Here is a 12,738-nt window from a genome sequence, read left to right on the forward strand (position 1 = left end):
TCACCCTCCCTTCCGCATCTTTTCGGCGGCGCTCATCACGGCCTCGAACACGTGGGGATAGGTGCCACAGCGGCAGATATTCCCGGACAGCCCCTCCCGGACCTCTTCCGGCGTCGGGTTGTCGTTGGCGTCCAGGAGCGCCTTGGAGGACACCAGGAAACCCGGTGTGCAGAATCCGCACATCAAGGCGTCCTTCTCGATAAACGCTTCCTGGAGGGGGTGCAGGTCATCGCCGTCGGCCAGCCCTTCGACGGTTTCGATTTTCCGTCCCTGGGCGTCCATGGCCAGCGTCATGCAACTGAAGACGAGCCTGCCGTCCATCACCACGGTGCAGGCGCCGCATTCACCCCGGTCGCACACCACCTTGGGACCAGTGATCTCCAGCCTGTCCCGCAGCGCGTCCGCCAGGGTCGTGCGCGCTTCCACGTCGACATTATGCGACTGTCCGTTCACGTCGAGCGTAACCGTCGCCGACATGACGCCCTCGGCCTCCTGGGCGGTCGCCGTCTTCGCACCTGAAACCAGGACGGCTGGCGCCACGGCCGCAGTCACCGCACCGGCGCCCGCGCCCTTGAGAAAACCGCGCCGCGTGAACCGGGTACCGCCATTTTCCTGCGCGGCCGATGGCTCTTCAGGCGCGGCTTTTTGTTTTCGGTCAGCCATAGGGCCTCCTTTATGCATACTGAAATCACGCTACTGACGCATGCTATCCGACAGATTCAGGTTGGCGAGTTATCGCGAATTTCGAAATCGCAGCGTATGGCTTGCTGTGGTAAACAGGATGGGAAACCACCCTTTGAATATGAAAGTCGACCCAGGCGCCGTCAAGGCCTTTCATTTCAGCTATACTGTTAAAGTTATACAAAAAAAGAAGGCGATTTCATCAAAGAAGATCCACTGGCGTTTTCCCTTGCGAATACCGCCTGAATATCCTTAATTTCAAGGGAAGAAGGACGGCAGCGTGAACTCGGATGGCTGTAGTTTTTGGTGGCCGGTCCATGCGTCGGGATGATGCTTGCAAACAGTCCGGCCGGAGGGGCCGGAAGTGGTAGCACGACAGCCGGAGAACGGGAATGAAACGTTACGCATTTGCCGCCATGGCCGGCGCCGCTGTAGGCGCCCTCGTAGGCGCGGAATTCTACCTTCGACGCCAGGACCACGCGTATAACAGGGACCGATGGTTCCACGAGGAATACGACGGCGCCCATCCCTATATCGTGTTTCACAACCGAAGTGGCTGGGAACTGATGCCCGGATACAGCGTGGCCGGCATCCGTATCAACGACTACGGGTTCCGGGGAACGGACTTTCCGAGGCGGAAGGACCCCGACGTCGTCCGCATCATGTGTCTCGGCGACTCCTGCACCTTCGGCGCGCCGGGGGACGACTCGCCCTATCCTTATCAGCTCGAACGGCAGTTGGCGCAAATGGGCCTGGGGCGTGATCACCAGGTGATCAACGCCGGCGTCGACGACCACGCGTCTATCAACGCCCAGTTGCGCCTTCCCCGGCTGCTGGCCTTCGAACCCGACATCCTGATTGTCTACATCGGCTGGAACGACATGTGGCTGGGGAATCCGAAACATTATCCGGACATGCGCAGGAAGACCCAGTCGTACTGGCATTACGGTAACGGCGGCGATACGGGGCTGAGGCTGCTGGACGAAGCCAAGGAGATCCTGGATCTGAATACCCCGCCGCCCATCGGCTCCTTCGATCTCGAGGATTTTCTACCCGAGAACTTCGAGTACAATATGCGCCGCCTCATCCGGACGGCGAAGAACGACCGGGTCCGCGTCGTCCTGACGACCCTGCCGACGCTCATCTCCGGCAACGGCGCCGAGATGTCCCTGCAAAGCCTGGACAAGCTGCGGTACCCGACGTTCCTCGCCCGGGGAGACGTCGACCGGCTCACGCAACTCTACGATATCTACGATGCCTCGATCCGCCGGCTGGCCATGGAAGAGGATACGGATCTCATCGATCTGAACGCCGCTTTTACCAGGATGGACGGCGAACGCGGCCAGTATTTCTCCGATACCTGGCATCCCACCATCGAAGGCAGCGGGATCATCGCGCAGGCGCTGGCACAGGGCCTGCGAGACCGCGACATCGTAGGATAGCCCGGACCCGTTGAGACACGTATTAAAATACACGGTGTTTCCCACGCCTCTCGGTCCCATGTACGCGGCGGCCAGCGACGCGGGCGTGTGTCGTATTACGTATGACGTCACGGTCGAAGCCTTTGAGACCGACATGCTGAACCGCTTCGGCGCGGATCTGGCCTTTGTCCCGGACGGCGACATGCTTTCAACCGTCGAAGACCAGATCACGCGGTATTTCGCCGGAGAACTGAAGGTTTTTGACATTCCCCTGGATTTTCTGCGAGGCACGCCGTTTACCCGACGGGTCTGGCGCGCGCAACAGGGTATTCCATACGGAGCGTGCCGATCCTACAAGTGGGTGGCCGAACGGGCGGGAAGGCCCAGGGCCGCCCGGGCGGTGGGCCAGGCCAACCGAAACAACGACATCAGCCTGCTGGTGCCCTGTCACCGCGTGATCGCCAATGACGGCCGCCTGGGAGGCTACGGCGGCCAGCCGGACATCAAGGCTTTTCTGCTCGATCTCGAAGGCGCGGACTACATCCGCTGACCGCTGCCGGCGCTTAGCTTACCGCGCTTTCCGCCAGGCGCTTCCCGGTGTAAAGACTGCCCATGCCGCTGGATATTCCCAACAGAGTCTACTTCGCCTACGCTTTCCAGTGCAGATACCGCGAACAGGCGCCCCGGATCAACGGCGTCCTGGACGACTGGGACCCCGAATACCTGGTACCCGACCTGGGTTTCCTGGAGAACCGACCGAAAGCCGCGGACGTCTACATGGCCTGGAACGACGAGGGCCTGTACTTCGCCGTGGACGTGCGCAAGCGAAAGCCGGTCCAGTCCCACTACGGACGGCACTGGTCCGGGGACAGCTTCCAGGTCTGGCTGGACACGCGGGACGTGAAGACTGCGCGGCGTGCAGGGCGGTACTGCCACCAGTTCAACTGCCTGCCCACCGGGGGCGGCGACGACGGTGACCGGCCTGTCGTCAAGCCCACGCAGGTCGATCGCGCCCGTGAAAAGTGGAACATGCCGGAACCGGAAGCGCTTCCCGTCGCCTCCCTGATTACGGACCGAGGCTACACCCTGGAGGTGTGCCTCCCGACTCATACGCTCAGCGGATACGATCCGGAAGAATTCCCCCGACTGGGTTTCACTTATTTCCTCAACAACTCGGAACACCCCGCCCAGTGGTGGAGCGCCGGGCGCGACCTGCGCGTCCACGTCGATCCCAGCACCTGGGGCACGGCGGTGTTAAGGAGGTAGTAGTAAGGATACCGGGTGTGCAAAATCGGCGTGGTACTTCGACCGGCAGATAAGGTGTCGGTCTGACCATCATTGAAAGGACGTAGCGTGCAAAAGGTTCAGGGATTCGGTGGGTTCTTCTTTCGGGCGATGGACCCGGCAGGACTTGCGAAATGGTATCAGGATTACCTTGGCATCAATCCTGCTCCGACGAACATGGAGATGGCGCCCTGGGTGACCGAGTCCGGCGTGACGGTTTTCTCACCCTTCGATGCCGACACGGACTACTTCGCGGCGGACAAGACTTTCATGCTGAATTTCCGCGTGGCTGATTTGGACGCGATGATCACGCAACTGAAGTCCGCGGATATCGAGGTCAGCCACGAAAGCGAGATGGAGGGCATCGGCCGCTTCGCCCGAATCCACGACCCCGAAGGAAACGCGATCGAACTTTGGGAGCCCACGTCGTGAGATTCGAGGCCGGAACATGGTGGAAGGACCGGGATCGCACTGGAAAAAAACGCCAAAGCGTTTGGAAAAGCTTCAGGTTACGGTGGGATAACAAGCTACAGGTTAAACAACACAGCATCGACCCGTCGATGAAACCCCCGTGGCACCATCCACAGACTCATAATCCAGGCTCGGCGCCAGCCACCGTTCGATGGCCTCGACGGTCATCCGCTTGCGCCGGGCGTAGTCCTCCACCTGGTCGCGTCCGATTTTTCCCACGTTGAAATACCGGGCCTCGGGGTGTCCGAAGTAGAGGCCGGCGACGGACGGCGGCGGGTCCATGGCGTAGCTTTCGGTCAGCGTAACGCCGATTCTTTCCTCGACCTGGAGCAGATCGAAGAGCCGGCGCTTCTCAGTATGGTCGGGACAGGCCGGATATCCGGGCGCCGGCCGGATCCCTCGGTACTTCTCCCGGATCAGATCTTCTCCGGAGAGATCCTCGTCCCGTCCGTATCCCCATGCGTGGCGGGCGCGTTGATGAGTGTGCTCAGCAAAAGCTTCGGCCAGCCGGTCGGCGAGTGCCTTGACCATGATGGCGCGGTAGTCGTCGTGGTCGACTTCGTACTGCCTGACCAATTCGTCGAGACCGATCCCGGCGGTGACCGCGAAGGCGCCGATGTAGTCTTCCGTGCCTTCAGGTCCCACGAAATCGGAAAGGGCGAGGCAGGGCCCGTCCGCCGACCGGGGCCGCTGCTGGCGCAGCATGTGGAACGTCGCGCGGATCTTCGAACGGGCGGCGTCATCAAAGAGCACGATATCGTTCCCGGTGGAATGGGCAGGGAAGAACCCCCATACGGCCCGGGCCCGTAGCGACTGTCCACGCACGATCTCCTCAAGCAGACTCCGCGCATCTTCGAACAACTTCCTCGCCTCATCGCCGACTTTGTCATCTTTCAGGATGGCGGGATATCGTCCCCTTAACTCCCACGCACCGAAGAAGGGCGTCCAGTCGATAAAGGGAACGAGTTCCTCCAGCGGATAGTTGTCGTCGACGCGAATCCCGGTGAAGCCAGGCACCGCGACGGTCGCTTCCGACCATTCGAGGGCGGGCCGACGCGCGCACGCCTCGGCGAAAGGCACCAGGAGCATGCGCGGCGTACGTTTTTCGTAGGTATCCCGGACCTGCTGATAGTCCTCGCGCACGCGCCGGGCATAGTTCAGCCTCAACTCGTCGCTGAGGAGGCTTCCAACCACTTCCACGGCCCTTGACGCGTCCGTCACGTGCACGGTCGGACCGTGATAGGCCGGCTCGATCTTGATGGCCGTGTGTCTCCTACTCGTCGTGGCGCCGCCGATGAGCAGGGGCAGTTCGAAGCCGTTGCGCTCGACCTCACGGGCCACGTGGATCATCTCGTGGAGCGACGGGGTGATCAGTCCGCTCAATCCGATGAGGTCGACACTTTCTTCCACGGCCGTACCGATGATCTTCTCCGCCGGGACCATGACCCCCAGGTCGATGATGCGGTAGTTGTTGCACCCCAGGACCACGCCCACGATGTTCTTCCCGATATCGTGCACGTCGCCCTTGACCGTGGCCAGGAGGATGGTCCCCTGGTACTGTCTTTCCCCGCCGTCACCGTGCTCGGCTTCCATGTGGGGCACCAGTTGGGCCACGGCCTTTTTCATGACCCGCGCACTCTTAACCACCTGCGGCAGGAACATCTTCCCATCCTGGAAGAGATCGCCGACGATGGACATCCCGGCCATCAGGGGCCCCTCGATGATGTGAAGCGGACGGTCGTAGCGTTTCAGTGCCTCGTCCATATCGGCCTCGACGTGGTCGGTGATGCCATTGACCAGGGAGTGGGAAATGCGTTCCTCCAGGCTGTCTTCCCGCCAGTCCTCGTCCTTACGCGCCCGTTCAGCCGCCGCTCCTTTCCTCGATTCGGCAAACTCCAGCAACTTTTCGGTGGCGTCGGGCCGGCGATTCAGCAGGACGTCTTCCACCATGGCGAGCGTCTCCGGGTCGATGTCCTCGTAAATCGCCAGTTGTCCCGCGTTGACGATGCCCATGTCCAGTCCGGCCTGGATGGCGTGGTACAGGAAGGCGGCGTGCATCACTTCCCGGATATGGTCGTTGCCGCGGAAGGAGAAGGAGATGTTGCTCACGCCCCCGCTGACCTTGGCCAGGGGATGCCGCTCCTTCAGCCGGCGGACGGCCTCGATGAAGCTGACGGCGTAGTCGTCGTGTTCCTCGATGCCAGTGGCCACGGTGAGAATGTTCGGATCGAAGATGATATCCGCCGGGTCCATGCCGATCTCTTCGGTGAGGATCCGGTAGGAACGGCTCAGGATCTCCACCTTGCGGTCCGTATCCGTGGCCTGCCCGTCCTCGTCGAAGGCCATCACCACCACGGCGGCTCCGTACCGTTTCGCCATGCGGGCCTGGTGCTTGAAAACCTCCTCGCCCTCTTTCAGGCTGATGGAATTGGCGATGCTCTTGCCCTGCGCGCATTTCAGGCCCGCTTCGATGACCGGCCAGCTGGAACTGTCGATCATGACGGGCGTGGCGGCGATGTCGGGTTCGGACGCGATGAGATTCAGGAAGGTGGTCATGGCCCGTTCGCTGTCGAGCAATCCTTCGTCCATGTTCACGTCGATGACGTTCGCCCCGCCCTCGATCTGCTGCCGGGCCACGCCCAGGGCTTCCTCGTATTTCTCCTGACGGACCAGCCGGGCGAATTTGCGCGATCCCGTCACGTTCGTCCGCTCGCCGATCATGGTGAAGTTGCCGTCGGGCCGCACGGTGAAGGTTTCGAGTCCGCTGTACCGGGACAGGGGTTCGACGGGATGGGGAACCCGCAGTTTCCCCCGCTGCTTGACGGCCTCCGAAATCGCGGCGATGTGCCCGGGCGTGGTACCGCAACATCCGCCGACCATGTTGAGCCAACCTTCTTCGGCAAAGTCCCCCAGTACATCGGCCATGTATTCAGGGGTGTCATCGTAGCCGCCCATTTCGTTTGGGAGGCCCGCGTTAGGATAGCAGGTCACCGGGAGGTTCGCGATGTCCGACAGTTCTTCGATGTAGGGCCGCAGTTCCGTCGCGCCCAGGGCGCAGTTGATCCCCACGCTGTAGAGCTCGCCGTGACGAATGGACGTCCAGCAGGCCTCCACAGTCTGGCCGGACAGGGTGCGGCCGCTGGCATCGACGATGCAGAACGACGCCATGAGGGGTACGCGGCGCATCCCTTCGTCGAAGAGGCTGTTGATGGCGAACAGGGCGGCCTTCAGGTTGAGCGTGTCGATCTGGGTCTCGACCAGGAGCAGGTCCGCACCGCCGTCGAGGAGACCGCGGGCCTGATCACCGTAGGCGGCGACGAGGTCGTCGAAGGTCACGGACCGGTAGGACGGGTCGCTGACGTCGGAGGCGACGGATGCCGACCGGGTGGTGGGCCCCAGGGCGCCGGCCACGAAGCGAGGGTGCTCCGGATCGGCGGCCATGGTGGACACGGCGGCCCGTTTCGCGATTTTCGCCGCCGCAACGTTGATGTCGTATACCCGGTCCTGCAGGCCGTAGTCGGCCTGCGAGATGGCCGTGGCATTGAAGGTATTGGTCTCGATGATGTCGGCGCCGGCGTCCAGGTACTGCCGATGAACCTGTTCGACGAGGTCCGGTTGCGTGATCGACAGCAGGTCGAGATCGCCCCGCAGCGAAACGGGATGGTCTTTGAACGCATCGCCCCGGTAATCGGCCTCATCCAGGGCATGGCCCTGCAGCACCGAGCCCATGGCGCCGTCTATAATGAGTATGCGCTCGGCCAGCAGCCGGTCCAGCAGGTGGTGGGTTTCGGTTGTTTCGAGATGGGACTTGCCGAAGATCTCGGGCTCCTTATCGAGGATGTACTTCGCGGGTCGCTGCGCCATTGCGGCTCATGCGTACTGGGGACCGCTAGCCCGGAACGCGTGCAAGGGAAGTGTGCCAGGACGTGTGCCAGGCAACGCGCAAGTTTCGGATGTCCCTGTGCCGCACGGTCGTAACGCCGGTACCCGTATCACTGCTTTAAATGTACGGGAGGTCCGCGGGATCGTCAAGGTCGGAGCGCGCCAGGGACCGGGCGTGCGTCAAGGCCGACGCGATAGGTCTTCCCATCGGAGATAGGACGTTATATCATGTCGTAATACCTTTATGCTATACCAGAAGATCAACGGGTAAGCACCGCGGATCGGCAATCAGTGAAGGAGTGCTATAATGTCCGAGAGGAAAGATGAAAGTACCACGACTGGCGCGGGGCTTTCGCAGGCCGGGCCAGGGCTTTCCCGCAGGGGATTCCTGAAAGGGGCCCTGGCGGGCGCCGGTGCGATTTCGTTAGGCAGTTACGAGGCCGTGGCCCAGATGGTGGGCGGACCTTCCGTCCGCGGTTGGGGTGTGCCCGCGGGCCTGGTGCGCATCGACAGCAACGAGAACGCCCTGGGGCCGTCTCCCCGGGCGGTCGAGGCGGTGTTGTCCCTGGTTACCAGCATCAACCGGTATGGCCAGAACCCGGACCTGCTGGGCAAGCTCGCCCGCCGGCACGGCGTTCCGGTCGTCGAGTGGACGGACAGTCCCTTCGCGCCGGTACATGACGCGTGGATTGCCGTAGGCGCCGGCTCGTCGGACCTGCTCTTCGCCATTGGCCATGCCTACGTTCGCGAGGGCACGGAGGTCGTGGAAAGCCTGCCAGGCTTCGGTTTCATAACCAGGTTCGCCGGTGTGGCGAACGCGGACCCGGTTCGGGTCCCCCTGCTGGATGGCATGAAACCCGATCTCGATGGTATCAGTGCAGCCGTGACCGACCGGACGTCCATGGTCGTCGTGACCAGCCCCGGCAATCCCACGGGCCAGTTGACCTCCCTGTCGCAGTTGAGGCCCTTTGTTGCGTCCATCCCCGAGCGGGTCCTGGTCCTCGCCGACGAGGCCTATATCGAATTCGCAGAGAACGAGGAAGACCGCGAAGGCGCGGCATCGCTGATCGCGGATCACCCGAACGTGATCGTTACGCGCACATTCTCCAAGGTCTTCGGCATGGCCGGCATGCGGGTGGGATATGCCGTCGCTCATCCCACGGTGATCGCACGGATCGGCCGCCACCGGGCCAACACGCTCACCCTGCTGTCCACCCACGCCGCGGCGGCGGCCCTTGACGACACGGACCACTTGCGACGTTCACAGGAACTGGTGAGCCGGGGCAAACGCTATTTCTACGAGCAACTGGACACCATGGGCATCGAGTACGCGCCTAGCGAGTCGAGTTTCGTGATGATGAACATGAAGACCGACGTTGATGAACTCGTCCGCCGGCTGCGCGAGGAACACAACGTCCTGGTGGGCAACGCGAGGGCGCGCTGGAATATCGAGGGCTGGGTCCGAGTCACCGCCGGCCTGCCCGAGGAGAACGAGGCCTTTGTCGCGGCGCTGAAGAAGGTGCTGGTGAGCAGTTAGTCGGAGAAGCCCCCCTGACGGACGGACCGAAGGACAAGACGCGCAGGCAAACCTAACGAAGGGAATCCCGTACGACCAGGTGTCGCCCTATAGCACCCATGGCCGCGTCCATCTGGTCCATGCGTGAGTTGTGCTGCACGTCCAGTACCCGGTCTACCTGCGGAAGGTGCCAGCCAAGGCGTCGGGCCAGTTCCGCCTTGCCTACGCCCTGTTCTTTCATACCCCGGTACAACATCACCTTGACGGCAGTGAGCGTAGGCAGCACGGTGACGTCCCGGCCCTTTGACGGCAAAGGGATATCCAGGCCGTCATGAATGCGGGCTGCGATCGCCTCCTCCATTGCGTCGGTTGCGCGGGCGATCGCCTCCTCCCGATCCATGCCGAACGTATTGAGTTCAGGAAAATCGGGGGATGTGACAAGTACGGTGTTATCGTCTCTTTCGAGAATCACAGGATACTTGAGCATCAATCCAACCCCAAGTCTTTTTTGATCTTTGCCACCAGTTTCCGCCCAAGTTCCTTGCTTCCACCATGCATAGGCAACTGGGTTTTCCGATCCCGCAAACGAACTGTTACGTGACCACTCCCGCCCTTATGCGTGTGAAACGAACATCCTCTTTTCCTGAGCCATCTACGAAGTTCGTTTGCGTTCATAACAAACGATACACAACAGATCTGTTTATGTCAACAGAAATGTTGTGCAGGATACTTCGGGTAATCTATGAATCAGGTATTTAAAGGACTGCGTGGAATGCTTGAGTTTGTACCGTATCCGTGAGAGATTCTACGATTTGATCCGACGAACCCGGGGTCGGACAGCCCTCACTCCGCCTGTACAGCCTCTGCCGGGTTGGCCGTGGCCGCTTTGAACGCCTGGTATCCCACCGTCAGCCAGGCGATGATCAGCGCGGCAAGGCCCGCGAAAAGGAACACCCCCATACCCAGCTCGATTCGGTAGGGGAAACCCTCGAGCCAGGCCTGTATGACATAGTAACTCGCCGGTGCGCCGACTACGAATGCCAGCAGGACCAGCTTCGTGAAGTCCCTGGACAACAGCAGGATCACATTGGTTATTGTGGCACCGAGGACCTTGCGGACTCCGATCTCCCGGGTCCGCTGTTCGGCCATGAAGGACGAGAGGCCCAGCAGTCCCAGACAGGCGATGAGTATGGAAAGGACGGCACCGGCAACGAACACGGAACTCAATCGTTGTTCGGCCTGGTAGAGTTGCTCCAGGTCTTCATCGAGAAATGAATACTCCATGGCGGGATGGCCTGGATAGATCCGCTGCCATTGTTCCTGAATCACCTCCAGTCCGCGTGAAACGTTGCTTCCCTGTATCCGTATTACCATGAACGCGGATGGTTCCGGGATCACCTGTATCATCAGCGGTTCGATACGCTGGTGCAACGACTGGTTGTGAAAATCCTCCATGACGCCGATGACGCTCAGCATAGGCTCGTCGTCGGAAGCGCCCGTTATCCTGTAGGTCTTGCCGATAGGGTTCTCCCAGCCCAGGGCGCGCACGGCTGCTTCGTTGATCAGGCAGGCGGTGGAGTCCGAGCCGAATTCACGGGAAAACGACCGACCCGACACCAATTTGATATCCATGGTTTCCACGAAGTCGTAGTCTGTCCAGATCATCTGGTAAAGCGGACTCTCATCCTCCTGCACGCCCTCCGGCGTAACCAGGTTGAGACTGGGCGGACTGCCGGGCACGCTGGTCGAAGAACTCACGTTCACGATTTCAGGATACTGCAGGGCCGCGTTTTTGTAGGCCGGATACTCCCTGATGGCCTCTTCGTCCGGCAAACGAACGACCACCAGGTGATCTTTGTCGAAGCCGAGTTTCTTGTTCTGCATATACGCCAACTGATCGTGGATCACGACCGTTCCGACGATCATGACAATGGAGACGATAAACTGGAAAGAGATCAGTACCTTTCGCAGCAGTGAACCGGAAACGCCCGCTTTCAGCGCACCCGTCAGCACGGCAACCGGCCTGAAGGAAGAAAGGACGAAGGCGGGATAGCCTCCTGCGACGATTCCCGTAAAGAGGGCGATGCCCACCAGCACCGGCGCCAGCCACGTGGACTGGTAATCCATCACCAGCGACTTGCCGGAAAGCGCGTTGAACTGCGGCAGAAGCAGGTGAACCAGCCCCAGCGCAAACGCGAGCGCGATCAGGGAATACAGTACGGATTCTCCCACGAACTGCTTGATCAGTTGATTCCGCTGGGCGCCGAGTACTTTCCGAATGCCCACCTCCTGTGCCCTGCGGGCGGAACGGGCGGTGGACAGGTTCATGAAATTGACGCATGCGATCAGGAGGAGAAACACGGCCAGCGAAGAGAAGATGTACACGTACCGGATATCGCTGTTGGGCGCGATTTCACCTTCCAGGCGGGAATGCAAATGGATATCCGTGATCGGCTGCAGGTAGGGTGTGGCTACAATACCGATGGATTTCAGCAATTCACCCAGGTATCTGTCCAGAAAACCGGGGAGTTCTCTTTCGAGGGTTTCGGGTCCGTAACCGTCTTCCAGTAGAAAATAGGTGTACAGCGTATGGTTGAATGCGTTCCCCTGCATCGAGGAAGGTTCGCCGTAAAGCCTGTTCGGCGCCAGCGAGGCGTAGGAAGCCAGGAAGTCGGCTTGGAAGTGCGAGTTCGCCGGCATGTCCTTCATGATGCCTGTGATCGTAAACTCATAGCGGCCATCCCCGGTAATCACCTTGCCGATCGGGTTTTCATTTCCGAAGTACTTGTCCGCCATGGACTGCGACAACACCACGGTATGCGGTTCGGCCAGGGCCGTTTCGGCTTTGCCCTGGACGAGAGGGAGCGTGAAAACGTCGAAAACCGACGAATCCGCGAAGATGAAGTACCGCTCGTAGAACCGTTTGTCTTCATACCGGATCAGCCAGCGGGAATTCGGCGGCTTGATCCGGGTGTACGCTTCGATCCCGGGATAGTCCGTCGCGAGTGCCGGAGCCCAGGGCGGGGGCGTGACGGCGGCTTCGACGGGCCTGCCCGCCACCGTCGCCGATTCCACCAGACGGTATACCCGGTCGCTCTTTTCATGAAACCCGTCGTAGCTGAGTTCGTCCTGCACGTAGAGCAGGATCAGCACGCAGCTGGCCATACCGATAGCCAGCCCCAGGACGTTGATCGCCGAATAGCCCTTATATTTCAGCAGATGCCTTATAACGACGGTCATATAGTTTTTGAGCAAGAAGCACTCCCGGTGTTAAAGAAGGGTTGTACGGTTTCAGGACACAGGTCCCCGATTCAGAGCCCTGAGGATCTGGTATTAAGACTCAAAGTAACCGGTTTAAGTTGCGGGAATCAATACAAACACAAGGAAGGCTGTAGCTCAATCCGGTCGCCTGAAGGCCGATAAAACCATTGTTGCCGTTATGTTACGAGGGAAGGAAATGCTTAGCCGGTACGACCAATGTCG

10 protein-coding genes are annotated in these 12,738 nt (G+C 60.7%); 5 read left to right on the forward strand and 5 right to left on the reverse strand.

Going from position 1 to position 12,738, the window contains the following annotated elements:
* Positions 1-663 carry a (2Fe-2S)-binding protein gene (locus OXG98_10125; protein MCY3772360.1) on the reverse strand — a complete coding sequence of 221 codons (663 nt, stop codon included), beginning with the start codon at positions 661-663 and terminating at the stop codon, positions 1-3.
* A 410-nt stretch (positions 664-1,073) separates the two neighbouring features.
* Here OXG98_10125 and OXG98_10130 point away from each other — a divergent pair, with 410 nt between their 5' ends.
* From OXG98_10130 to OXG98_10145, 4 genes are all read left to right on the forward strand, one after another.
* Entirely contained in the window at positions 1,074-2,123 is a 1,050-nt protein-coding gene (locus tag OXG98_10130; protein MCY3772361.1) for a GDSL-type esterase/lipase family protein, read from the forward strand.
* Positions 2,124-2,133: 10 nt separating this feature from the next.
* Positions 2,134-2,652 carry a methylated-DNA--[protein]-cysteine S-methyltransferase gene (locus tag OXG98_10135; protein MCY3772362.1) on the forward strand — a complete coding sequence of 173 codons (519 nt, stop codon included), beginning with the start codon at positions 2,134-2,136 and terminating at the stop codon, positions 2,650-2,652.
* Between the two features lie 62 nt (positions 2,653-2,714).
* Positions 2,715-3,368: a hypothetical protein gene (locus OXG98_10140; GenBank protein ID MCY3772363.1), complete on the forward strand. Its 654-nt coding sequence runs from the start codon at positions 2,715-2,717 to the stop codon at positions 3,366-3,368.
* 87 nt (positions 3,369-3,455) lie between these two features.
* Positions 3,456-3,818 (forward strand): VOC family protein, encoded by a 363-nt coding sequence (locus OXG98_10145; protein ID MCY3772364.1) that lies wholly within the window; start codon positions 3,456-3,458, stop codon positions 3,816-3,818.
* 102 nt (positions 3,819-3,920) lie between these two features.
* Here the strand turns inward: OXG98_10145 and metH are convergent, their stop codons facing one another.
* The gene (gene metH, locus OXG98_10150) at positions 3,921-7,721 is read right to left on the reverse strand and encodes a methionine synthase (protein MCY3772365.1); all 3,801 of its coding nucleotides are present in this window, start codon (positions 7,719-7,721) and stop codon (positions 3,921-3,923) included.
* A 325-nt stretch (positions 7,722-8,046) separates the two neighbouring features.
* Between metH and OXG98_10155 the strand changes: the two genes are divergently transcribed.
* On the forward strand, positions 8,047-9,276 hold the full coding sequence (locus OXG98_10155; protein MCY3772366.1) for a histidinol-phosphate transaminase: 1,230 nt from the start codon (positions 8,047-8,049) through the stop codon (positions 9,274-9,276).
* A 52-nt stretch (positions 9,277-9,328) separates the two neighbouring features.
* Here the strand turns inward: OXG98_10155 and OXG98_10160 are convergent, their stop codons facing one another.
* The 3 genes from OXG98_10160 to OXG98_10170 form a co-directional block, all read right to left on the reverse strand.
* Complete coding sequence (locus OXG98_10160) at positions 9,329-9,742, reverse strand: type II toxin-antitoxin system HicB family antitoxin (protein MCY3772367.1); 414 nt, start codon at positions 9,740-9,742, stop codon at positions 9,329-9,331.
* Positions 9,742-9,930: a type II toxin-antitoxin system HicA family toxin gene (locus tag OXG98_10165; protein ID MCY3772368.1), complete on the reverse strand. Its 189-nt coding sequence runs from the start codon at positions 9,928-9,930 to the stop codon at positions 9,742-9,744. The genes OXG98_10160 and OXG98_10165 overlap by 1 nt, the downstream gene beginning before the upstream one ends.
* Before the next feature lie 168 nt (positions 9,931-10,098).
* Positions 10,099-12,510, reverse strand: a complete 2,412-nt coding sequence (locus OXG98_10170) for an ABC transporter permease (GenBank protein ID MCY3772369.1) — start codon at positions 12,508-12,510, stop codon at positions 10,099-10,101.
* Positions 12,511-12,738 lie beyond the last annotated feature (228 nt).

Source organism: Gemmatimonadota bacterium (assembly GCA_026706345.1).
Lineage (GTDB): Bacteria > JAAXHH01 > JAAXHH01 > JAAXHH01 > JAAXHH01 > JAAXHH01.